Origin of the sequence: Erwinia tracheiphila, assembly GCF_021365465.1 — a bacterium.
Taxonomy (GTDB): domain Bacteria; phylum Pseudomonadota; class Gammaproteobacteria; order Enterobacterales; family Enterobacteriaceae; genus Erwinia; species Erwinia tracheiphila.
Window position 1 is genome coordinate 14,585 of sequence record NZ_CP089933.1, and the last position, 23,224, is coordinate 37,808.

At 51.0% G+C, this 23,224-nt stretch carries 19 protein-coding genes and 1 pseudogene; 16 read left to right on the forward strand and 4 right to left on the reverse strand.

Going from position 1 to position 23,224, the window contains the following annotated elements; genetic code table 11:
• Window positions 1–62: 62 nt before the first annotated feature.
• A complete protein-coding gene (locus LU633_RS25560; protein ID WP_016193187.1) occupies window positions 63–641 on the reverse strand; it encodes a recombinase family protein in 579 nt (192 codons plus the stop codon).
• 163 nt (window positions 642–804) lie between these two features.
• Here LU633_RS25560 and LU633_RS25565 point away from each other — a divergent pair, with 163 nt between their 5' ends.
• On the forward strand, window positions 805–3,810 hold the full coding sequence (locus LU633_RS25565) for a Tn3 family transposase (protein ID WP_016193186.1): 3,006 nt from the start codon (window positions 805–807) through the stop codon (window positions 3,808–3,810).
• A 61-nt stretch (window positions 3,811–3,871) separates the two neighbouring features.
• On the opposite strand, the gene LU633_RS25570 is transcribed toward LU633_RS25565, so the two are convergent.
• Complete coding sequence (locus LU633_RS25570; RefSeq protein ID WP_015256836.1) at window positions 3,872–4,519, reverse strand: recombinase family protein; 648 nt, start codon at window positions 4,517–4,519, stop codon at window positions 3,872–3,874.
• Between the two features lie 233 nt (window positions 4,520–4,752).
• Here LU633_RS25570 and LU633_RS25575 point away from each other — a divergent pair, with 233 nt between their 5' ends.
• The 10 genes from LU633_RS25575 (at window position 4,753) to LU633_RS25620 (ending at window position 11,768) form a co-directional block, all read left to right on the forward strand.
• Entirely contained in the window at window positions 4,753–5,088 is a 336-nt protein-coding gene (locus LU633_RS25575; protein WP_046372428.1) for a type II toxin-antitoxin system RelE/ParE family toxin, read from the forward strand.
• Window positions 5,085–5,441, forward strand: coding sequence for a helix-turn-helix domain-containing transcriptional regulator (locus LU633_RS25580; protein ID WP_006122339.1), 357 nt, complete (start codon window positions 5,085–5,087; stop codon window positions 5,439–5,441). The genes LU633_RS25575 and LU633_RS25580 overlap by 4 nt, the downstream gene beginning before the upstream one ends.
• A gap of 782 nt (window positions 5,442–6,223) precedes the next feature.
• Window positions 6,224–6,562, forward strand: a complete 339-nt coding sequence (locus LU633_RS25585) for a hypothetical protein (protein WP_016193175.1) — start codon at window positions 6,224–6,226, stop codon at window positions 6,560–6,562.
• A gap of 240 nt (window positions 6,563–6,802) precedes the next feature.
• On the forward strand, window positions 6,803–7,363 hold the full coding sequence (locus LU633_RS25590) for a recombinase family protein (protein WP_016193176.1): 561 nt from the start codon (window positions 6,803–6,805) through the stop codon (window positions 7,361–7,363).
• Window positions 7,347–9,011, forward strand: coding sequence for an IS481 family transposase (locus LU633_RS25595; protein WP_016193177.1), 1,665 nt, complete (start codon window positions 7,347–7,349; stop codon window positions 9,009–9,011). Before LU633_RS25590 ends, LU633_RS25595 begins: the two co-directional genes overlap by 17 nt.
• The gene (locus LU633_RS25600; protein WP_087949743.1) at window positions 8,944–9,969 is read left to right on the forward strand and encodes an ExeA family protein; all 1,026 of its coding nucleotides are present in this window, start codon (window positions 8,944–8,946) and stop codon (window positions 9,967–9,969) included. The genes LU633_RS25595 and LU633_RS25600 overlap by 68 nt, the downstream gene beginning before the upstream one ends.
• 137 nt (window positions 9,970–10,106) lie before the next feature.
• Complete coding sequence (locus LU633_RS25605; protein WP_016193179.1) at window positions 10,107–10,409, forward strand: hypothetical protein; 303 nt, start codon at window positions 10,107–10,109, stop codon at window positions 10,407–10,409.
• Window positions 10,410–10,415: 6 nt separating this feature from the next.
• Window positions 10,416–10,655, forward strand: coding sequence for a hypothetical protein (locus tag LU633_RS25610; RefSeq protein WP_407647054.1), 240 nt, complete (start codon window positions 10,416–10,418; stop codon window positions 10,653–10,655).
• The gene (locus LU633_RS25615; RefSeq protein ID WP_016193181.1) at window positions 10,652–10,858 is read left to right on the forward strand and encodes a hypothetical protein; all 207 of its coding nucleotides are present in this window, start codon (window positions 10,652–10,654) and stop codon (window positions 10,856–10,858) included. The genes LU633_RS25610 and LU633_RS25615 overlap by 4 nt, the downstream gene beginning before the upstream one ends.
• 502 nt (window positions 10,859–11,360) lie before the next feature.
• Window positions 11,361–11,768: a relaxosome protein TraM gene (locus tag LU633_RS25620; protein WP_016193182.1), complete on the forward strand. Its 408-nt coding sequence runs from the start codon at window positions 11,361–11,363 to the stop codon at window positions 11,766–11,768.
• 150 nt (window positions 11,769–11,918) lie between these two features.
• Here the strand turns inward: LU633_RS25620 and LU633_RS25625 are convergent, their stop codons facing one another.
• Window positions 11,919–13,127 (reverse strand): IS256 family transposase, encoded by a 1,209-nt coding sequence (locus LU633_RS25625; protein WP_046371917.1) that lies wholly within the window; start codon window positions 13,125–13,127, stop codon window positions 11,919–11,921.
• Window positions 13,128–13,319: 192 nt separating this feature from the next.
• Here LU633_RS25625 and LU633_RS25630 point away from each other — a divergent pair, with 192 nt between their 5' ends.
• From LU633_RS25630 to traI, 3 genes and pseudogenes are all read left to right on the forward strand, one after another.
• Window positions 13,320–13,787, forward strand: coding sequence for a lytic transglycosylase domain-containing protein (locus LU633_RS25630; RefSeq protein WP_016193183.1), 468 nt, complete (start codon window positions 13,320–13,322; stop codon window positions 13,785–13,787).
• Between the two features lie 21 nt (window positions 13,788–13,808).
• Window positions 13,809–15,956 (forward strand): type IV conjugative transfer system coupling protein TraD, encoded by a 2,148-nt coding sequence (gene traD / locus LU633_RS25635; protein WP_016193184.1) that lies wholly within the window; start codon window positions 13,809–13,811, stop codon window positions 15,954–15,956.
• Window positions 15,956–21,181 (forward strand): annotated as a pseudogene (traI, locus tag LU633_RS26410) (conjugative transfer relaxase/helicase TraI). Before traD ends, traI begins: the two are co-directional and overlap by 1 nt.
• Before the next feature lie 9 nt (window positions 21,182–21,190).
• On the opposite strand, the gene LU633_RS25650 reads toward traI, so the two are convergent.
• Window positions 21,191–21,796, reverse strand: coding sequence for a DUF2913 family protein (locus tag LU633_RS25650; protein WP_016193191.1), 606 nt, complete (start codon window positions 21,794–21,796; stop codon window positions 21,191–21,193).
• Window positions 21,797–21,962: 166 nt separating this feature from the next.
• Here LU633_RS25650 and LU633_RS25655 point away from each other — a divergent pair, with 166 nt between their 5' ends.
• Together LU633_RS25655 and repA are read left to right on the forward strand one after the other, a co-directional pair.
• Window positions 21,963–22,526, forward strand: a complete 564-nt coding sequence (locus LU633_RS25655; protein ID WP_040465936.1) for a phospholipase D family nuclease — start codon at window positions 21,963–21,965, stop codon at window positions 22,524–22,526.
• A gap of 146 nt (window positions 22,527–22,672) precedes the next feature.
• Complete coding sequence (gene repA, locus LU633_RS25660) at window positions 22,673–22,918, forward strand: replication regulatory protein RepA (RefSeq protein WP_016193193.1); 246 nt, start codon at window positions 22,673–22,675, stop codon at window positions 22,916–22,918.
• Window positions 22,919–23,224 lie beyond the last annotated feature (306 nt).

Here is a 23,224-nt window from a genome sequence, read left to right on the forward strand (position 1 = left end):
CTTCACATCTGACCTCAATAAATCACAAACAAATATAATAACTATCGATACGACTCGATAATTTATAAAAACAGGTGACCGGCCGCTGCGACAGTCTCGTCTTCCAGTATTTTATAAACCGTGGAACGGGCAATGCTGAGCTGCCTGGCTATTTCCGTTGCACCATTACCTTTCTGGTAAAGCGCCAGCACGACGTTCCTGTCCACGGTGCGCTTGCGTCCAAATTTGATGCCTTTAAGCTTCGCTTCCTCCCGGCCCTCATTGGTGCGCTCCAGTATTCTTCGCCGTTCGGCCTGGGCTACAGCCGACAGAATGGTGACAACCATCTGCCCCATTTCACCGTCGGTGCTGATCCCGTCATCAATAAACCGGACTGCCACGCCCTGAGCGTCAAATTCTTTTATCAACTGGATCATATCAGCAGTATCGCGGCCAAGTCGGTCTAGTTTCTTTACCAGAATGACATCACCTTCCTCCACCTTCATCCTTAGCAAACCCAGTCCTTCCCGATCAGTTGAACTGCCAGATACCTTGTCGGTAAAGATACGGTTGGCTTTCACACCCGCCTCTTTGAGTGCTTTAACCTGAATATCGAGGGACTGCTGACTGGTTGAGACCCGTGCATAACCAAAAAGTCGCATAAAAATGTACCTTAAATCGAATATCAGACACCGCATGTCTATTATGACAAAAAAACGATTTAATAGACAGCTCAGGCGGGCTGTTTTATGGTGTCTGATAATTTATAATATTTCGGACGGTTGCGGTTTTGTTAACAGATGCCCGTCAGGCAGGGAGCCCGATATGCCCGTTGATTTTCTGACCACTGAACAGACTGAAAGCTATGGCCGGTTCACCGGTGAACCGGATGAGCTTCAGCTGGCACGATATTTTCACCTTGATGAAGCAGACAAGGAATTTATCGGAAAAAGCAGAGGCGATCACAATCGGCTGGGAATTGCCCTGCAAATAGGATGCGTGCGTTTTTTGGGTACCTTCCTCACCGATATGAATCATATTCCTTCCGGCGTCCGGCATTTTATCGCCAGACAGCTCGCCATTCATGATATCACCGTGCTGGCAGAATATGGCCAGAGAGAAAATACCCGTCGCGAGCATGCCGCGCTGATACGTCAGCATTATGATTATCGCGAATTTGCCTGGCCCTGGACTTTTCGTCTTACCCGTCTTTTATATACCCGGAGCTGGATAAGTAACGAACGTCCCGGCCTGCTTTTCGACCTGGCGACAGGGTGGCTGATGCAGCACAGAATTATTCTCCCCGGGGCCACCACGCTGACCCGACTGATTTCAGAAGTAAGGGAAAAGGCAACGCTGCGCCTGTGGAACAGGCTGGCAATGATACCGTCTGCAATGCAGCGTTCACAACTGGAGACGCTGCTGGGACCCGCTGATTCCGGCCGTTTGTCTTTGCTGGAATCACTGAAAAAAGGCCCGGTGACCATCAGTGGCCCGGCGTTTAATGAGGCAATTGATCGCTGGAAAATGCTGAGCGATTTTGGCCTCCATAATGAAAGCCTGAACGCGATCCCGACTGTACGTCTGAAGAATCTTGCTCGTTATGCCGGGATGACTTCGGTATTCAATATTGCCAGGATGGCACCGCAGAAAAGGATGGCGGTACTGGTTGCCTTTGTCCTGGCATGGGAAACGCTGGCGCTCGATGATGCACTGGACGTTCTGGATGCCATGCTGACTGTCATCATCCGTGACGCCAGAAAGATTGGGCAGAAAAAACGGCTCCGATCGCTGAAGGATCTCGATAAATCAGCACTGGCGCTCGCCAGCGCGTGTTCGTACCTGCTGAAAGAAGAAACGCCGGACGAATCAATCCGGGCTGAGGTATTCAGCCACATTCCCAGGCAAAAGCTGGCAGACATCATCGCGCTTGTTCGCGAAATAGCCCGGCCCTCTGACGATAACTTTCATGATGAAATGGTGGAGCAATACGGGCGGGTACGTCGCTTTCTGCCCCGTCTGCTGAATACCGTTAAATTTTCAGCAGCTCCCGCCGGGAGAACCACCCTGAATGCCTGCGATTATCTCAGCCGCGAGTTCAGCTCACGGCGGCAGTATTTTGACGACGCACCAACGGAAATCATCAGCCGTCCATGGAAACGACTGGTGATTAATAAGGAAAAACATATCACCCGAAGGGGATATACGCTGTGCTTTCTCAGTAAACTGCAGGACAGCCTGAGACGGCGGGATGTCTACGTTACCGGCAGTAACCGGTGGGGAGATCCCCGCGAAAAATTACTACAGGGCGCAGACTGGCAGGCAAACCGGATCAAAGTTTATCGTTCTCTGGGCCATCCGACAAACCCACAGGACGCAATAAAATCGCTGGGCCTCCAGCTGGACGCCCGTTACAGGCAGGTTGCTGCACGCCTTGGCGAAAATGAAGCAGTGCAGCTTGATATTTCCGGCCCAAAGCCCAGGCTGACTATTACTCCTCTCGCCAGTCTTGATGAACCGGACAGTCTGAAACGGCTGAGCAAAATGGTCAGCGATCTGCTTCCTGCGGTGGACTTAACGGAGTTGCTGCTCGAAATTAACGCCCATACCGGATTTGCTGATGAGTTTTTCCACGCCAGCGAAGCCAGCGCCAGAGTTGACGATCTGCCCGTCAGCATCAGCGCCGTACTGATGGCCGAGGCCTGCAATATCGGCCTGGAGCCCCTGATACGGTCAAATGTTCCAGCCCTGACCCGACACCGGCTGAACTGGACAAAAGCAAACTATCTGCGGGCTGAAACTATCACCAGTGCGAATGCCAGGCTGGTTGATTTTCAGGCAACACTGCCACTGGCACAGGTCTGGGGTGGTGGCGAAGTGGCTTCTGCAGACGGAATGCGCTTTGTTACGCCAGTCAGAACAATCAATGCCGGGCCGAACCGCAAATACTTTGGCTATAACAGGGGTATCACCTGGTACAACTTTATTTCCGATCAGTATTCCGGCTTTCATGGCATTGTTATACCGGGGACGCTGAGGGACTCAATCTTTGTGCTGGAAGGCCTTCTGGAGCAGGAGACAGGGCTGAATCCCACCGAAATTATGACAGATACCGCAGGGGCCAGCGATCTTGTCTTTGGCCTTTTCTGGCTGTTGGGATACCAGTTTTCCCCGCGACTGGCTGATGCCGGTTCTTCGGTTTTCTGGCGCATGGACAATGACGCCGATTATGGCGTGCTAAATGATATTGCCAGAGGGCAGTCAGATCCCCGAAAAATAACCCTTCAGTGGGACGAAATGATCCGGGCCGCAGGCTCCCTGAAGCTGGGCAAGGTACAGGCTTCGGTGCTGGTCCGTTCATTACTGAAAAGTGAACGCCCATCCGGACTGACCCAGGCAATTATTGAAGTGGGACGCATTAACAAAACGCTATATCTGCTTAATTATATTGATGATGAAGATTACCGCAGGCGCATCCTGACTCAACTTAACCGGGGAGAAAGCCGCCATGCTGTTGCCAGAGCTATTTGTCACGGTCAGAAAGGTGAGATAAGAAAGCGATATACCGATGGTCAGGAAGATCAACTGGGCGCATTGGGGCTGGTCACTAACGCCGTCGTGTTATGGAACACTATTTATATGCAGGCAGCTCTGGATCATCTCCGGGCACAAGGAGAAACCCTGAATGATGAAGATATTGCACGCCTCTCACCGCTTTGCCATGGACATATCAATATGCTCGGCCATTATTCCTTCACACTGACAGAACTGGTGACAAAAGGGCATCTGCGGCCATTAAAAGAGGCGTCAGAGGAAGAAAACATTGCTTAGCGTGAGTTTTCGTTCCACTGAGCGTCAGACCCCATTTATAAGCCTATATTGAATGTTGTAACTATAGGTCTGATTCTGCTTTATTCCTTTGTTTGACCGCACAGCTGATGGTTCCCCGGCTACAACCAAGAACCCTCTGAACCTGGCTCCATGAACTCCCACTGGTGAGCAATTTATTGATTGCATCGTATCGGGACTGATCGGGCTGACGGCCTCTATACTTCCCTTCCTTTCTGGCTCTGGCTATTCCCTGCTTCTGGCGTTCCCGGCGCTGCTCATAGTCGCGCCGGGCAACAGCGGCCAGCATATCGAGCAACATATCATTAATGGCCGCAAACATACGGCTATCAAAGTCATGAATTCCTGAAGCAATCCATGTTGTAGGCACATTGACGGCCACAACCCTGATATCTTTCTGCCTGATCATCTTTTTCAGGCTGTTCCAGTCCTCTCCCGCCAGGCGAGATAGCCGATCCACATCCTCTATAAGCAGAATGTCATTCTGCTGGCAGTCCTTCAGGAGCCGGAACAACTCAGGACGATCGAGCCTGGAGCCGGATTCATTCTCAATGTAATAGTTACATATGCTCAGACCGCGCTCACTGGCGAATGCGTTAATCGTTTCCAGTGCGCGGGTAGCATCCTGCTCTGAGGTGGAAGCTCGCAAATAAGCTCTCACAAAGCTATTTGGTACAGTTTGAGTCGTCATATAGAACCAGTTCAGTTTGAGTTAACCAACTATACCCATACAGTACCTGTTTTAGGTGGTTTGAGGAAGGCATACTTATACAGTACTTGTTTCCGATACAGTACTTGTTTCCGATGGTTCGGGGAAGGCACACAGACACAATATAAATTGTCACTTATAAGAGACGGTTCATATTGACTGCCTGTCACTTATAAGAGACAATGTACACAGGTTAAGGGAGCGAGGGCGGCAAGATGCCTTACACGGCGAAACGATACCAGACAGAAAACGGTGAGGTTCCATACACCGACTGGATGAAAAAATTAAGACGTAAAGATCAGACCGCTGCGTTAAAAGTGGATTCCAGAATTGCCCGCGCTATGGGCGGTAATTTTGGAGATCATAAATTCGAAAGGGATGGTGTCTGGGAATTACGAGTTGATTATGGTCCCGGCTACAGGGTTTATTATTCAATCGAAGATGGTGAAATAATTCTCCTGCTAATTGGCGGGAACAAAAAAACGCAAACAGCCGATTTAGATAAAGCCGTTGGTTATCTGCAAGATTTTAAAAAGAGGTCAAAAAAATGACAGCCACCAAAAATGTGAAGTCGCTGATTAGCAAAAATGATTATCCGGCAGCAGTTGATCACAACGCCGCCATGATTGAAGAACTACGCGCTGATCCTGATTATGCAAACGCTTATCTTGCTAATGCCCTGGAAGAAATTAACGAGTCTGGTGGCTTAGGCGGTTTTCTTGTTGCGTTACGTCAGGTAATAGAGGCGCGAGGGGGGATTTCCGAAGCCGCTAAAAAATCTGGCCTTGCCCGTCAGAGTATCTACCGTGCATTATCCCCGAACGGGAACCCGACCATCACAACACTGGCACAACTTGCAGCAGTGGCCGGGTTACAGTTCACTCTCAGCAAATCCAGCCACTAATTTCTCAAGTTCCCCCCCATAAGCGGGGGAATTTTTGTCACTGACCGTTTCAGTTACCCGCCCCGTAATTCGCGGCTTCAGCCGCTCAAACGCGCAGATACAGCGCCCCGCGCCGATGCTACGCACCGTCACGGCGTACCGTTCGCAAGCTCACGCGCTAACTGCGAAAGGCTAATTGTGCGTTGTAAGTGCTGTAATGGGCTTTGCAGGGCGGGGAAGGGGGAGTGCTTAAATCTGCCTGGTTAGTTCGCCATAACTGGCGAACGTCCCCGGCGCGATGCAGCTACCAGGCAGAACGTAACCACTGTTCGCGCCTCTTTTCAAAAGCAGTAATGTAAATACATTTATATCTTTATATTTTAGGGCAATAAAAATTCTTGTTATACCTGCAATTGCAGGTATAATTTAATCATAGAAAGGGAAATGGTTTCTCTTTCTTCCAAAGCCCAAATTGGGCGGGAGCTTTTAATTAACGTATTAACTTTTAAAAATGATACTGTCTCTGTCGGTGATGTATTTGCGTCATCCTGGGGCTATGTGTAGCGGCTCGCAATCGAAATCCCTCCGACTCGCAATCAGCGCCGATTTCGGCTCACATTAACTGCAAATGAGAAAAGCCTCCGGCTCACATTAAGTGATAATGGACTCGCATTTATCCTGCCCGGCTCACAATCCATTTCACCGGGCTCACAGTAACTGAAAATCAACTTTCGTCGTTTTTTGAAAGATCCTGACGCTAAAGACTGACAGGATAATATCCTTTTGGAATAGGGATTTATATTATGAACGTTAGTGGTAATAGTTCAATCTCCGTAAATAATGCATATCGTACGGAATCGGCGAATACAAATTCGTTGAAAAGCGAATCAGCCGCATTGACCAATATTAAAAATGTAAAAAACGAACCTGTTCTTTTCAGGAAAAGCATTATTTCAGCAGAAACGTTCGATCGGATTCAGCAAAAAGCAACCGATGCCAAAAATGCCCGAAAGCAGGCGATTCCCGTTTCTGATAAAAGCATTAATGCTCTAAAAAACATGAGGAAAGTTCCTATAAACGCTGATCTTTTTGACCGAATACAGCAAAAAGCCATCGATGCTAAAAATGCAAGGAAGTCTTAATAAGAAAGCGAAGGGACTAATTTTGTTCAAAATTGTTGGTGTGTATAGGATAGAGGACTATACCGTGCATGGCATCCGTAGTTAGTTCTGGATATCTGTAAAAACAAATTTGTTTCATTAGAGTAAACCTAAAATGAACAACCCAGTGAGACAGTATTTCTGTCTCATTTGGGTTGTTTTTGCCTCATCCTGGTGTTACGTCTTCATCATCTAGAGTTCACCGAGACAGTTTTCATCATTATGGCACTTTACGGCTATGCCCGCGTTTCAACCAGTGAGCAGGATCTTACCCTGCAGACACAAACTCTTCGCGCTGCCGGTTGTGAAATCATTCGTGCAGAAAAAGCCAGCGGAAGCAGCCGGACCGGAAGGAGCGAGTTGCAGCTATTACTGGAGTTCCTGCGCCCCGGTGATACGCTGATGGTAACCCGCGTGGATCGCCTGGCCCGCAGCATTAAGGACCTGCAGGATATCGTGTATGCCCTGACTCTGCAGGGCGTAACGCTCAGGGCGACGGAACAGCCCGTGGACACGCGTTCAGCAGCAGGTAAAGCCTTCCTCGATATGCTTGGTGTTTTCGCTGAGTTTGAAACCAATCTGCGACGTGAACGCCAGATGGAAGGGATTGCCGCGGCGAAAGCGCGGGGCGTGTACCGCGGAAGAAAGCCCTCAATAGACCCTGCAGAGGTCTGGCGCCTGTACACCACGGAGAAAATGGGGGCCACGGCCATAGCCCGTCAGCTCGGGATCGGGAGGGCGTCAGTCTACCGGGCGCTGGAAAATTATGAGCAGCCGGCGTAGCGCTATCCCGGCTGATTCCCTGTTGCAACTACGGCAGCGACTCGATCGCCTGCCGCCAAAAAGCCCTGAACGGGCCTCCCAGATCGCCGCTGCCGCTCAGCTATATGGTATTTCAGCTACGACAGTCTATCGCGCCCTTCGTCTGGTCCTCAGACCACGAACAGCTCACCGCCGGGATCATGGTCAGCCACGGATACTCCCCCCGTCTGAACTGGAACATTACTGTGAACTGATTGCCGCGCTAAAACTGCGAACGACGAATAAATCCGGTCGCCATCTGTCAACCGGGCGGGCAATACAGTTGCTGGAAGAGCACGGTGTGGAGACAGCTCAGGGGGTGATAAAAAGTCCCAAAGGCTTGCTTAGTAAGCAGACCGTTAATCGCTGGCTTTCCCGCTGGTGTCTCGACCAGCCCCGCCTGCTACGGGAGCCTCCGGCAGTGAGGTTTCAGGCTGAAAACAGCAATGACTGCTGGCAGTTTGATATGTCACCATCCGACCTCAAACATATCGAGCGGCCTGACTGGATTGACCCCACCCGTGGCGACCCCACGCTGATGCTCTTCAGCGTGGTGGATGACCGGAGCGGGGTTACTTACCAGGAATACCGGTGTGTGTACGGTGAGGATGCGGAATCAGCGCTGCGTTTTCTCTTTAACGCCATGGCACCAAAAGCCAGGTCTGATTTTCCTTTCCAGGGCCGCCCTAAATTGCTGTACCTCGATAACGGACCGGTGGCCAAAAGCCATGTCTTCCAGAATGTGATGCAGTCCCTGAAGGTCGACTGGCTGACGCATACGCCGGCAGGCAAGGATGGCACCCGGACGTCGGCGCGGTCCAAAGGTAAAGTAGAGCGTCCTTTCAGGACCGTCAAAGAGGCGCATGAAACCCTGTACCATTTCCATAAACCGGAGACGGAGCTGCAGGCCAACGAATGGCTCTGGAACTATCTGAGTCGTTACAATGCGCAGCGTCACCGCAGCGAGAAACACTCCCGACTGGAGGACTGGCTGGCCAATATCTCTCAGGAAGGTGTGAGGGATATGTGCAGCTGGGAACAATACTGTCGGTTCGCCCGGGAGCCAGAATCCCGCAAGGTGGGTGTTGATGCACGGGTAACGATAGACGGCTCCGCATGGGAAGTCGAACCGGATATGGCGGGTGAAACCGTCATTCTGCTGTGGGGGCTGTTTGACGAAGAGATGTATGTGGAGTTTACCGGTGAAACATGGGGTCCTTATTATCCGGTGTCGGGGCCTGTGCCGCTGCACCGTTACCGGACGTTCAGGCGTGGTAAAGCAGCTGAACGGGCCGATCGTATCCATGCTCTGGCCAGACAGCTGAACATCCCCATCAGCGCGTTGTCCGGCAGCGATCTTCGCGTGGTCAGTGATGACACTCAGCAGCGCATTGATGAGCTGCCACATCAGCCCTTTGATGCCCGAAAGTTTGAATACCACTTTCCTGGCGTTATTGCGGCAAAACTGGCAATTGCCGACGATCTGGCCATACCGCTGGCCAGGATGTCGGATGAAGACCGGGCGTTTATCGACAGTATTCTGACTGAGACGCTTAACCGTAGTGAAGTACTCGCCCGCATCAGAGACTATTTTCGTAACAGACAATCAGGAGAAGATCATGCGGGTTGAAGTTATGGAGCATTATGGACTGACGCAGTCTGTTGAACAGGCGGGGTATTATGAAACTGCTCACCATAAGCAGCTGATGAAAGACATTAAAGGGGCGATACGCGAAGGACGACTGATAGCGGTCTGTGGCGTAGTAGGAAGCGGCAAAACGGTCACCCTGCGACGCCTGCAGCAGCAACTGATGGATGAAAACAAAATCATTGTCGCCCGCTCCCTGTCGGTGGACAAACAGAGTGTCCGGCTCGCCACGCTGATTAACGCCCTGTTTTACGACCTGGCACAGGATAAGCAGGTGCAGATCCCCAAACAGGGTGAACGCCGCGAGCGGGAACTGCAGGAACTGGTCAAAAAAGGTAAGCGCCCGGTGGCGCTGTTTGTTGATGAGGCGCATGACCTGAACGGTAATACACTGACGGGGCTCAAACGGCTGATGGAAGTGGTTGAAGACGGCGGTGGACGGCTGTCCGTCGTACTGGCTGGTCACCCAAAACTGCGTAATGACCTGCGTCGTCCGACAATGGAGGAAATTGGTTATCGTACCGATATTTTTACGCTGGACGGGATCACCGGCAGTCAGCGCGAATATATCCGGTGGCTGCTGAAGACCAGTACCGGCAAGGGTAATCCGGAAGATATTCTGACGACCGAAGCGGTTGACCTGCTGGCAATGAAACTTCGTACACCGCTGCAGGTCCAGTTGCACCTGACGCTGGCGATGGAAGCAGGATATCAGATAGGTGAAAAGCCGATTACCGCCACGCTGGTTGAATCCGTGCTGTCACGCCAGCTGGATGACCTGGAGCCGACGCTTACGCGGCATGGTTACCGGCTGAAGGACATGGTGGAGCAGTTCGATGCAAAACCAGCTGAAATCAGGGCATTATTTAACAATCAGTTAGACCCTGCCCGCACGGCTGAACTGCGCGACAGAATGCTGGCGGTCGGTCTGCCGATATGACGAAGTTTATTTGCAGTTATTGTGAGCCCGGTGGAATGGATTGCGAGCCGGGCAGGATAAATGCGAGCCCATTATCACTTAATGTGAGCCGGAGGCTTTTTTCATTTGCAGTTAATGTGAGCCGAAATATGCGCTGATTGCGAGTCGGAGGGATTTCGATTGCGAGCCGCTACAGCTATGAGCAAACCAATGTTACCTTCTACCAGGTTCTTTCTGTACATGGAAAGAAAACTGTCACTGTTCGTGAAATCCGCGCTAATTCAGAATATACAGATTCAATGGTCGGCTTTAAGACACCTGTTTTAAATGATTTTACAGGTGAGTATTTTAAACGCCAGATTAAAGATTGTGGCGATGAGTTAGCGATTAAAATTGAAGATTTTGAAACTGCTTATAAAACAGCACCAGGAAAAAAACACCGCTTTACTTCTTATTATTGAAACTAAATGGAGGGGGATACCCCTCCATCTATCGGAGAGAACGTAAGAACAATGGAAAGAGAATTTAGCGCAGTGGCTTCCCTGAAACGGAATGTGAAATTCTGGTTTGAATGTTGTGGGTGCAATAACGAGCAGGTTATCAGTAATGTGAAAAACTGGTTTGATTTTGCTTATTGTCCGGCAGAACAGGAGAAGGCTAAAAATGAAATAATATCAGCATTAACTGGGGAGGAAAAAAAGATTTGATTGTAGAGGTATCAGGTTGCTGGAACAGCCTGATACCTATGACATATAAACATATAGAGGGCGTTCAAATGTCAATGCAGAAGATAATAGCTATTGCTGATTCCCTTGTAAAGGGATGGGAAGTAAAGATACCGGCATTAAAGGCCACTGAATGGGATGAGCTACGTTGGTGGCTGGATTACTTAAAAGGTTATGATATTTAAATAAAGCGGGGACATTCCCCGCTTTTTCTTTGTTCCTTCCCCTAAAATTAATTCCCCCCGTCAAATGTCAGAAACGCAATTTCTAGGCAGGTAATGAACCGGATTGTGCCCGATAATAGATCTAGCCTGCTTCTTTTCCAGTAATCACCACACCTGACGCAGGATTTGAAAATCCTGCAAGTTACTTAATAAACAATGAGTTAGTATGTTGCTTGTCTGTTTTGTTTGCGAATTTTCTATAAAATAAGACTCGCATTAGAGTCTTTTAATAGTCCCTTAGGAGTCCCCTATAGAGTCTGTTAAAACTATTATATATAAATCAGGATGTTATGGATTATCTCACTATCTTAGAGTCTAGTCGGAGTCTGATTTTATATTGTGATAGTCCTATTGAACTCTAATTAAGTTCTGGATAGACTCCTATCAGAGTCTGATTCTACTTACCTAAATGCTGTATAAAATAAAATCAGACTCTAACTCAACTATGGATAAGGTGGTCGAAATGCCAAGAGCGCAGGTTTACATAACTCAGAATAATTATAAAAGAATACAGTCTATCGTGGATGCAAAAAAGGAAGATGGTGCTGACAGAACCGAAGCTAACGTTTCCTCAGTTGCTGCAATGCTACTGGACATAGGGTTACGAGTTTATGAATTTCAGCAAAAGAAAGAGCAAGAAGGAGAAATAGATAGCATACAAGAAAATAATGATTTACCTGATCCGCTGATGTTTAATAAAGTGTTACTGGAAAACATACTCAAAGCTTCTTACGCTTCAACAACGCTACTTCAGATGATTGGTAACTTAGACGAGGTTAAGAATATAGATTCATTCAATTATGAAAATGTAAAAGTTCAAATAAGAGATAAAATAGACAGTCAGTTAACTAAAATTTTTAGTGACGATTGATGTGATAATGAGGGGTAGTTTACTGGGGTAATAAATCCATATATTTCTTATTCAATATAGTTGATTAGTTTTAAAGTAATGGAATGCATATTGGAAAATGCCCCACCTTTAATGGGACCCTGTAAATAATTCTGTGTATCTGCCACCGTATTAAAGGTGATCGCTCAGGCGGTCACCAAACTCGATAATAAAGCGACTCATTGCCAGCCGCCAGTTCTGGATCGGCATACTCCATTTTTTCGAGGCCGACTGGATTGCCAGATATATCACCTTGCGCACTGAGTCATCTGTCGGGAACACTTTGCGTTTCTTTATCGCTGCCCGGATAACGCTGTTCAGCGACTCGATGGCATTCGTGGTGTAGATAGCCTTACGTATATCTGGTGGATAACCAAAGAACGTATTGAGATTTTCCCAGTGTGCACGCCAGCTTTTGCTGATTTGCGGATATTTGTCGTCCCAGACATCAGCGAACTTATCCAGGGCCATCAGCGCTGCTGCTTCTGTCGGAGCCTGATAAACCGCTTTCAGACCGCCAGTAACGGCTTTATAGTCCTTCCATGACACGTATTTCAGGCTGTTGCGTACCATGTGAATAATGCACAACTGGATATGCGTCTGCGGGTACACGCTGTTTATCGCATCCGGAAAGCCCTTAAGGCCATCCACGCAGGCAATCAGGATATCCTGGAGACCTCGATTCTTCAGCTCAGTCAGCACGCTGAGCCAGAACTTCGCACCTTCATTTTCTGCGAGCCACATGCCCAGTAATTCTTTCTGGCCTTCGGTGTTAATACCCAGAGCAAGGAATACGGCTTTGTTAATTACAGTGCCACTGTGGCGAACTTTTACGACAATACAGTCAAGATAAACAATGGGATACAGAGCATCCAGCGGACGGTTTTGCCACTCAGATACCTGCTCTTTCACCGCATCAGTGACTTTCGATATCAGCGTGGGTGAGACGTCCGCATCGTACATTTCTTTGAAGGTGGCGACAATCTCCCGGGTGGTCATGCCTTTTGCATACAACGACAGGATCTGACTGTCCATCTGCGTAATACGTGTCTGATTTTTCTTAATAAGCTGAGGTTCGAAGGTGCTTTCACGATCACGTGGTGTACTGATTTCAATCTCACCATCGTCGCACAACAACGTTTTTGACGAATAACCATTGCGGGTATTTGAGCCTGTTTTGGGTGCGTTCTTTTCGTGTCCGATGTGGTCAGTCAGCTCAGCATTGAGCGCAGTTTCAACTGTAAGCTTCGTCAGCATGCGGGAAAACTGGTTGAGATCGGCTTCGGTTTTCAGCCCCTTAGCCAGTTCAGCCGCAAGGGCTTTGAGTCTTTTTTCGTCCATAATTACCTGTCTCCGTTATCGAAATGAAGATATCAAAAACAGGCAGATACACAATTTAAATTACAGGCTCGATTCGACGACAGCCGATACTGAAATATTAATGCTCCAGTGCTCAAACTGAATCATTATTTGTAATTAAAACCCTGATAAGCGCAGTCTTCCTGACTGCGCTTTTTCCTGTGGAATAAATCTATGCGACTCATTAAATCACTGATACTGGTGGCGGTCTGCCTGTGCTCAATGAATGCCAGCGCGTTCTGTTTCGTGCAGGCTGGAGAACGCTACCACCTTGACCCGATGCTACTTGAAGCGATTGCCATGCAGGAAAGTAGCCTCAATCCGCGAATCACCAATGATAACGGCCCGCGACTAGGCAAAGACTATGGGCTGATGCAAATCAACAGCAGGCATATTCCTGAACTGGTCAGAATGGGGGTTATCCGCTCCCCGCAGGACTTACTGAATGACCCGTGTCTGAATGTGCAAATCGGTGCATGGATACTCGCCAGGCATTTACGGACGTGTGGTGTTAACTGGCACTGTCTGGGTTCATACAACGCTGGTTTCTCCGATAAGAATGCCGGTAAGCGGGAACATTACGCCAACCTTATTTATAACCTCTACGTCCGCGTTAATCGCTCGCAAAAAATAACAGGTTAAGTCCTCTTACCGGAGAAAAAAATGAGTTTCAAAGGCCGTGATATTACGCAGGGCGGTCAGGTCACGTTTATGCGTTTCCGGATGTTCCTGCAAGTTAATAATGTTCTGTTCTACTATGTTTTTATTGGATGGCTGGCTTTGCTGGGGTTCATCCTTTATCTGCGATTAAATACCCAGACATTCCTTAATGGTCTGGTTTACTGGTGGAGTCATACATTAATCCCGTTTGGTTCAATTATCAGAAAGCCGCCCGTTTACCCCGTAAGATATTACGGAAATATTCTTTATTATACTTACGATAAAATTCTCACCGACAAATATACGGTCTGGTGTGGCATCACTCTGAGAAATGAAATTATCCTGTCAGGATTATTCGCATCGATAATTACTTTTACTGTGGTTATGGGAGTGTTCTGGTATATCGGGCGAGTGGGGAAAAAAGCCAGCGAAGATGAAGTGACCGGTGGCCGTATTCTTGAAGATAACCCCAAAGTTGTGGCGAGTCTTATGCGCAGGCGGGGAACGGCTTCACATATCGTGATTGATGGCCTGCCAATAGTCAAAAATTCTGAAATACAGAACTTCGCCATGCACGGAACGGTGGGGACAGGCAAATCGACGCTGATGCGTAAGAAATTGCTTCGGCTACGTGAAGCCGGTGTCCCGGTCATTATTTATGACAAAGGGAATACCTTTGTAGAGGAATTCTTTGACGAATCCATCGATATCATTCTTAACCCGATGGACAGGCGCTGCGCTAACTGGGATATGTGGGCGGAATGTCAGACGCTACCCGACCTGGAGGCTGTCACGGAAACGCTTATCCCGATGGGGAACAGCGGCGATCCATTCTGGCAGGCGTCAGCCAGGACGATTTTTGCTGAAGGTGCCGAGCAGATGCGCGGTGATAAGAAGCGGACGTATAACAGCTTCCTGCGCACACTGCTGGCGATCAAACTTGATAAACTGCGTGACTTTCTGGCCGGAACGCCAGCTTCCATGCTGGTTGATGGCAGCATTGAGAAAACGGCCATTTCGATTCGCAGCGTTCTCACCAACTATGTGAAGTCGCTACGCTATTTGCAGGGTATCGACCGCGAGGGTAAAAAGCCGTTCACCATCCGTGAATGGATGCAGGGCAACAGCGATAAAAAGCGCAGCGGCTGGCTGTTTATCACCTCCAATCAGCGTCACCATGAATCGCTGAAGCCGCTGATCTCTATGTGGCTGGGCATTGCGTCCGGCAACCTTCTGTCACTGCATGAGAACCGTTACCGGCGCGTCTGGTTTTTTTATGACGAACTGACCTCGCTGCATAAGCTGCCTAATTTGCCTTACATCATTGCGGAAGCCCGTAAATATGGTGGCTGCTTTGTGCTGGGGTTCCAGTCCTATGCGCAACTGGAGGAAACCTACGGGCCTAAATTTGCGGCGGCTATCTATGACCTGCTGAATACCAAATATTTTTTCCGTTCCCCCAGCGCGGCCATTGCGAAATTTGTTGAAGAAGATATCGGTCAGACCGTCCGCAAGCGTTTCTCTGAACAGACCAGCTTTGGTACGGATGAGGTGCGCGACGGTATCAGCTACGGCAAAGACGAAGAACGGGTATCGATAGTCAGCTATTCAGATGTTCAGGGGCTGGAAGACCTTCAGTGCTTCGTCACGCTTCCTGGTAAATATCCCGTTGTTCGTCTCACCCTGAAATACCAGCCCCTGCCTAAAGTCGCGGAAGGACTCCTTGAACGTGACGTGAAAACCTCTCTCGACCCTGAAATTGAGAAGGAGATCAGCCAGCAGGAAAGCAGCGAACGGCTGGCAGCGAGAAAGTTGTTCATTCCTTCCGACACTCAGGTGAAAACCGATCCGGCACCGGCAGGCAACTCCGCAGGTGTGTCGTCTGTACCGACCGAAACCGAAGGCTCCGGGCCGGATTCATCTTCGACAGGCCCGTCAGGCGACAAGCCAGCTGCTACGGACAAACCTGCCCGTGGTGGTGGCCGTGAGAACGAAATACCTCATGGCGTCAGCACTGACGGTGAGGTTGTCGATATGGAAGCGTATGAAGCCTGGCAACAGGAGATGCAGCATGGCACCCGTGATGAGGTCCGCCGTGAGGAAGTGAATATCAACCACCACCCATCGCATGAAATTGATATGGAGTTGTGATGCTTTCAGTTGAACCGATTCATGGCGACGCCAGATATTACGGCGGTGAAGCCAACTTTGAGACACTGGAAAATGCCGATGGTCACTGGATGGGGAAAGGTGCGGCCATGCTGGGACTGGAGGGTAAAGTCGTTCCGGAAGTCTTTGATGAAATGCTCCGGGGACATCTGCCTGATGGTACGGTGATTTCACGTCAGATAGCGGGTAATGAAACAAACCGTCCGGGCATGGATCTGACCTTTGGGGCGCCAAAAAGTCTTTCCATCCTCGCCCTGCTGGGCGGGGATACCCGGTTGATTGATGCGCATAATGAGGCGGTCAGGCTGGCGATGCTGGAAGTGGAGAAAAGCGTCAATACCCGCCTTACCCGTGACAGTGTCACCACTACGGTGACGACCGGCAACATGGTTGCCGCTGTCTATACGCATGATACGAACCGTGAAGGTGAAATGCACCTCCACTCGCACGGCCTGCTGTTCAATGTCACCAAAGCTGATGATGGTAAGTGGCATGCACTGGGGAGTGATACCCGCCAGCGCAGTGGCATCCGGGAGCAGGTTTACGATCTGAAACTCGCTTACGGGCAGTTTTACCGCGAGTATTTGCGCCCGATGGTGGAAGACTGTGGTTACACGCCGGTCAGAAGCGGACCGCATGGCATGTATGAATTTGCTGAAGTTCCACCGGATGTGATCCGTGCATTTTCTCAGCGAACCGCGCAGATTGATGATGCCGTAGGGCGGGATGCCAGCCCGCTTTCCCGCTCGGTTGCGGCGCTGGATACCCGTAAAAACAAGGCGTTCGTCGAGGGGGAAGCGAGACGTGAACAGTGGGATAAGGTGCTGTCGGACTACGACTTTGATCCGGATAAGACGATCCAGGCAGCCCGTGAACGCAGCCGGTCGCAGGCAGCAGAACGCGGCGAAGCGGAAGCGGGTTCTCGGGCCAGCGCGACACTCACGGCTGAACCTGCACTGAAAGAGGCCATCACGCAGGCTCTGTCGTCTCTCAGTGATAAAAAAGCGCAGTTTGCCTACAGCGAAGTCCTGACCGCCGTTGTGTCACTGCTGCCAGCGGAAAAGGATATGGTGCAGCGGGCCAGAACGGGAATCGATACCGCTATTGAGCAGGGCCGTCTTATTGCCCTGGATAAGGATAAGGGCATTTTCACGTCTGATATTCATGTGCTCGATGAACTGACGGTTCGCCAGTTTGCGCGGGAGCATATGGATTCCGGCCGCGCCATTGTCTCCGGCGAAGCCCTGCTGAACGGGCCGCTTGCCGCCGTTTCCGGGGTCTGTGCTGAACTGGCAGAGAATCGCGATCCGCTTGCGGTGATATATGGGCGCGGCGGTGCAGCCGTCCAGCGTGGGCGGGCTGAACAACTGGCCGGGCTGGCGGTGTCGCAGGGGCGTCAGGTTATAGTGCTGGCTGCCGACCGGAAAAGCGAAGTCTTTCTGGGAGAGAGTGAAACCCTGTCAGGTCGGGTTGCCGGGCGTGGCGTACTGAAGACTGACCTGCCATTGACCGCCCATACCACCGTGATTGTCCCGGAGGCTGAAACGCTGGGGCTGAAGGACAGCGTCTTCCTGATGGAAAAAGCGCGGGAAAGCGGTGCGCAGATCCTGCTGATGGACAGCGGTAAACGGCAGGGGACAGGCAGCGTCCTTTCGGTGCTTCAGGAAGAAGGTGCTGCCCACTATCGTTTTAATGACGCGCCCGTGCCAGTGGCACAGCTTACGTCTGAAGCGGATAAAAAGGTACGCTACAGCCATCTTGCCGCAGAGTATGCCCGCGATATTACAGCCGGGCAAAGCGTCGTTGCGCAGGTTGCCGGTGAGCGTGAGCAACAGGTACTGACGGGGTATATTCGTGATGCGCTACGTGAGCAGGGGCGTATCACCGGCGATGATATCCAAATTGAAACATTGTCTCCTGTCTGGCTCGACGGTAAGAACCGGAAAAGCCGCGATACCTACCGCGAAGGTATGGTGATGGAGCGCTGGAATGCTGACAAAAAGAACATGGAGCGCTGGCGTATTGATCGTGTCGGTGCTGAAACCAGCGTGATTCGCCTGGTGAATGATGCCGGTGAACAGCAGCATCAAAAAATCAGCCAGATTGACGCCTCATGGAGCCTTTTCAAATCCCGGACGCTGGAGGTGGCTCCCGGCGATCAGCTACGGGTTACGGGGAGGGAAGCGAAAGGCAGGCTGAAGGCACAGGATGTGATCAGCGTAGTCAGCGCCGGTGATGGCGTTGTTGCGCTGGAGAAAAACGGAAAGGTTATCCGGGCAGATATCTCCCAGCCCCTGAAGGTTGAACATAACTATGTTGAATCCCTGGGTAAATCGATAGCGCCTGAAGGAAAAGTGCTGGCCGCACTCAGCGGGCGTGAGATGCGCGATGATGTGCTTAATACCCTGACCCGCAGCGGCAGTGATATCCGGATATTTACCGCAATGGATGCCGAACGGGGCGAGGCAAAACTTGCCCGCAGTCCTGCCGTCCGGGTGATAAGCGCCCAGGTGGAAGCGGCCACAGGCGCAAAAGGGGTTGATGCCGCACTTGATGCCGCAAGAGATCTGCCACGAACCCCGGCTGCTCAGGTCGTGTATCTGGCTCTCAGTCAGGTGCAGCATAAAAAAACAGCGTTCCTGGACCCGGAACTGCTCAGTGCTGCGCTCAGTATTAATTCAGCGGTCGGCATTCCGGCTATCCGGTCTGAGATTAACCGACAGGTAAAGGACGGCGAGCTTATCCGGCTGGAAGCCGGGCTGATGCTGCCGAAATCCACCTTTGAAACTGAGAAGGCCATTCTGCGCCATATCGCTGAAGGGAAAGGCAGCGTCACGCCGCTGATGGCGTCGGTGCCTGAACAGTATCTTACGGGACTGACGGCAGGGCAGCAGGCCGCCACGCGCATGGTTCTGGAAAGCGCCGACCGCTTTACGGCGGTGCAGGGCTATGCCGGTGTGGGTAAAACCACGCAGTTTAAAGCCATGCTGGACGCTATGGAGACGTTGCCGGACAACCAGCGACCGGAGGTAGTGGGGCTGGCACCCACGCACCGTGCCGTTGAGGAAATGAAAAGCGTGGGCGTCCGGGCGCAGACGCTGGAATCCTTTATCTGGGAGGACAGACAGGCCCGGATGAATGGTGAGAAACCGGACTACAGCAATACCCTGTTCCTGATTGATGAGGCGTCAATGATTGGCAACCGGGCGATGAGTGAGGCTTACTAGGCCATCACTACCGGCAGCGGGCGAGCTGTTACCAGTGGGGATGATGCTCAGTTACGGGCCATCGAGCCGGGGCAGCCGTTCCGGCTGATGCAGCAGCGCAGCGCCGTGGATACCGCCATTATGAAGGAGATTGTGCGCCAGACGCCGGAACTTCGGGAAGTGGTGTATGCCATGATTGAAGGACAACATGCACTCGCACTGGAGAAGGCTGAAGGCGTATCGCCGGATGTGGTGCCGAGGGAAGCCGGGGCATTTATGCCAGCTTCATCTGTTGAGCAGGTAAGCCCGGATAAAGAACAGGCGAAGGCGCTACGTGAAGCCGGGATGCCCGCCAGCGTGACGGAGGCGATAGCGGCTGACTTTGCGGGGCGGACATCTGAGGCTCGTGACAATACGCTGACGGTGGCGCATCTCAATGCAGACAGGCAGAAAATAAACAGCCTGATTCATGATAATCTGAACGGAGCGGGAGTAACCAGAAACGAGCATGAAATTACCATTCTTGACCCGGTTCGCGTCCGTCACAATGAGCTTCGGAGCCTGACGGGATGGGCCGCTCTGACGGGAAAAGTTGCCCTGATTAACCGGGAATACTGGACGGTCGGCAGCACTGACCGGAAAAGCGGACTGGTGACGCTTACCGGGCATGACGGGCGGGAGAAAATCCTGTCACCGTTCGAGAACAGTACCGAGGATGCGCAGATTTATCAGGCCAGGGTTATCAGCGTCAGTGAGGGCGACAGAATGCGGTTTACCCGTTCTGATGCCGAGCGCGGTTATACCGGAAACAGCTTCTGGAACGTGGAGCAGATCGACGGACAGAGCATGACGCTTCGCAGCCAGGATGGTCAGCTTAGCCGCCGCCTTGACCTGAATGACCCGGCAGACAGGCATACCGACCTGGGGTATGCCGTCACGGCCTACGGTGCACAGGGAGCCAGTGCCCGCTTTGTCATTACGCTTGAAGGGACTGAAGGAGGGCGAAAACGAATGGCAACAAAGGAAAGTGGTTACGTTACGTTGTCCCGTACGAAAGAGCATGTGCAGGTTTACACCGATGACAGAGCCGGATGGCTGGCTGAACTCAGTAAAAACAAGGGGGATCGTACCGCCCATGATTATCTCATGGCGGGCGAGGATCGGGCAGGCAAGACGGCTGAGGGCATCTTATCCTGGGCTTCTCCCCTTGCCGATGTTGCCGCTGGCCGGGCGCTGCTGAAAAACTACGGACTGGCTGACGGCGACTCTCAGGGCCTGTTTGTGCCTGGCGTCAGGCGGCATCCTGAACCGGGGCTGGCGTTCGCGCTTTGGGACAGCAGCGGCAACCGTTCAGGCGTGGTGATCCTGACGATAAAAGCAGATGAGCGTAACGGCGTGTCCTTACGCGGTGATTTCAGGGTCATTGGCAGCAGTGATGCGAGGTTTGCGGGGATTCAGCAGAGCCGGAACGGGGAAAACCGCATAGCGGAGAGCCTGCCTGAAGGTTTGCAGCTTGCGCAACAGCATCCCGACAGCGGCGTGATCGTCAGGATGGAGGGGGACGGTTTACCACTCAATATCAGCCGTATCACCGGCGCTGATCAGGTAATCGATGACAACCTGACCGCACAGTTGGCCCGCAACGTGGCCGAGAAAACGGAAGACCCCCTTCCCTTCATTCCGGAGCCGAAGGAGAACGCTGAACAGGAGGCTGAACGGCTTGCCCGCGAAGCCCTGGAAAAACAAGGTAAAGGTGAGAAGGATATTCGCGTCGAAGATGTACTCGCCGCCATCAGCGAGCCGGAGGATGATATTCATACCGGGCTGCTGGCCGGGAAACTAAAAGAGGAGAAATATCAGCTTTCCGGGCGGGATATTGCGGCGGCGCTGAGTGATAAATCGCCGGGGAAAGAGCCGGAAGCAGAGAGTCAGCCCGATCAGTCGCTTCATCTGAAGCAGATCGAGCGGGACATTGTGAAAGAAAAATCTTTCGAGGACTGACACCGGTTGCTATGCCTTTTCCGGCAGCAGCATGATAACGGAAAAACCTTCCTCATCAGGTCGCTGTTCTGCGCGAAGATGGCATTGCTCAAGTAACGGAAATACGCCTGAAATATCGCCGGTGAAGCGGATCTCAAGCGGTTTAATAAGTTCGCCGCCGTCACTGAATGCGGGATGGAGTTTTGCTTTTGGGGTATAGACGGCATTGGCCGTTACTGACTCCCGGTGATAACTGTGCCATTCCTGGGGTGACAGCAGAAAGTCCCGCCAGCCCATTGTTTTCAGCGTTTCGATAAAAAAAGTAAAGCGGAATAACACGCTCTGCTTCAGTAGTTCACCCGAACTGGCACGCCAGATGTACTCCAGCTTGCGGTGCAGCTTTGCACTGAAACCATAGCGTTTTCCCTCATTAATAAGCCAGAGGATGTCCTGTGCGACCAGGCGGGGGAACAGCTTGCGTTTCTGGGCTGTTGTCAGCCACTGCATGATGAACATGTGTATCTGCAAATCTGTGCGAATTTTGCCCTGCTTCTGCGACAGCTTTACTGCAACCAGCAGGCACCATGCCAGATGCGCCAGTTCTTCAGTTGTGCGTTTCTGATAAAAGACAGTCAATCAGTACCACTCCATTTTTTTCGTCGCGCGGAAGGATAGCATATTGCCTCCCCGGTCGGGAGCAGGGCTACCGCCTTCGCTACGCTCAGTTGGTCAACGCCGGAAACGGGTAAAAGCAAGTTTTACCCGCCCCCGGCGTTTCTGTTAAAAATCCAAAGGAATCAATATGATGTTATTTTCTTACGGGAAACTGGTCAGGGCCAGCTTTCTTTGCCTTCCCCTGCTTTCTTCACTGCCCTTCCCCGCCGTCGCGGGGATATCGACGGCTCCGGATATTCAGGTGGGGTTTTCTCCTGAAGGGACCGGTCGCCTTCTGGTGCTGAACACCATCGGTTCCGCACAGCAGAGTATCCGGATGATGGCCTATTCCTTCACCGATCCGGACGTGATGAAAGCGCTTATTGCCGCACATCAGCGGGGCGTGGATATAAAAATCGTTATCGACGAGAAAGGCAACCGTAACAGAGCCAGCATGGCGGCAATGAATCTGATTGTGAATGCCGGTATTCCGCTGAGGACAAACGACCGTTTCCCTATCCAGCATGATAAGATTTTAATTGTTGATAATCATACAGTTGAGTCAGGAAGCTATAACTTCAGCCGGGCGGGAGCGAGTAAAAATTCGGAGAACGTGGTGGTGATGCGTTTTATGCCCGCCATCGCCAGTCAGTATCTGTCTCACTGGCAGTCCCGCTGGGAAATGGGGACAGACTGGCAATCGACCTACTAATAACGGCGTACAAGTAGCCTCTCACTGACAGGGGTGATCCGTGCGCCAACGCAGATCACCTTTTCGATAAAAGTTAAGTCGCTGATTTACCGATTCTGTAGTATTCTCTGCGGGACGATCCTTTTTTGATCTTTGAGGAGGCAGAGATGTCGCAAGCCGTAAATGCAGCAACTTCCTCATCGAAACGTGCTTACAGAAAAGGTAATCCATTATCTGTGTCTGAACGACAACAAGCACTAATGGAGCGCCGAAAAGAAACCCATAAAGAAATCAAAGTTTACGTTCCAACTGTTCTGAAAGAGCGTTTACAGAACTTGTGTGAGGCTGAAGGCGTTTCTCAGGCAGAAATGATCAGTCGGCTTATTGCCGATGCAGGTATCCCACAGAAGTAAACAATGTTATGGGTTAACGTTCTTGAGCGCAAAATGAATCGGTGCTAAATTGCTGTCCAGAATTAAGAAATTTTGGCGGGCCACGCCGTAAGGTGGCAGGGAAAAGGTTCGACGGTGGATTCACCAGAGCCTGAAAAACGAAAACCCCGATAATCTCATCACTTTGGCGGGCGAGAAGATTAATCGGGGTCAACTAAAACTGCATAGAAGCTGTTGCTCTATGCAGGGAGTATATGTGCATGCTCAGAAAACTGCAATACCTTCTGTGCTACCTGCTCCTTCCGTGCAACATAAGCGCAGGAAGTT

Coding starts and splice junctions, on each gene's coding strand:
- LU633_RS25575 (WP_046372428.1), top strand. CDS start 4,753: ATGCCTTACACGGCGAAACGATACCAGACAGAAAACGGTGAGGTTCCA.
- LU633_RS25580 (WP_006122339.1), top strand. CDS start 5,085: ATGACAGCCACCAAAAATGTGAAGTCGCTGATTAGCAAAAATGATTAT.
- LU633_RS25590 (WP_016193176.1), top strand. CDS start 6,803: ATGGCACTTTACGGCTATGCCCGCGTTTCAACCAGTGAGCAGGATCTT.
- LU633_RS25560 (WP_016193187.1), bottom strand. CDS start 641: ATGCGACTTTTTGGTTATGCACGGGTCTCAACCAGTCAGCAGTCCCTC.
- LU633_RS25610 (WP_407647054.1), top strand. CDS start 10,416: ATGGAGGGGGATACCCCTCCATCTATCGGAGAGAACGTAAGAACAATG.
- LU633_RS25655 (WP_040465936.1), top strand. CDS start 21,963: ATGATGTTATTTTCTTACGGGAAACTGGTCAGGGCCAGCTTTCTTTGC.
- LU633_RS25625 (WP_046371917.1), bottom strand. CDS start 13,127: ATGGACGAAAAAAGACTCAAAGCCCTTGCGGCTGAACTGGCTAAGGGG.
- LU633_RS25565 (WP_016193186.1), top strand. CDS start 805: ATGCCCGTTGATTTTCTGACCACTGAACAGACTGAAAGCTATGGCCGG.
- LU633_RS25630 (WP_016193183.1), top strand. CDS start 13,320: ATGCGACTCATTAAATCACTGATACTGGTGGCGGTCTGCCTGTGCTCA.
- repA (WP_016193193.1), top strand. CDS start 22,673: ATGTCGCAAGCCGTAAATGCAGCAACTTCCTCATCGAAACGTGCTTAC.
- LU633_RS25585 (WP_016193175.1), top strand. CDS start 6,224: ATGAACGTTAGTGGTAATAGTTCAATCTCCGTAAATAATGCATATCGT.
- traD (WP_016193184.1), top strand. CDS start 13,809: ATGAGTTTCAAAGGCCGTGATATTACGCAGGGCGGTCAGGTCACGTTT.
- LU633_RS25620 (WP_016193182.1), top strand. CDS start 11,361: ATGCCAAGAGCGCAGGTTTACATAACTCAGAATAATTATAAAAGAATA.
- LU633_RS25595 (WP_016193177.1), top strand. CDS start 7,347: ATGAGCAGCCGGCGTAGCGCTATCCCGGCTGATTCCCTGTTGCAACTA.
- LU633_RS25570 (WP_015256836.1), bottom strand. CDS start 4,519: ATGACGACTCAAACTGTACCAAATAGCTTTGTGAGAGCTTATTTGCGA.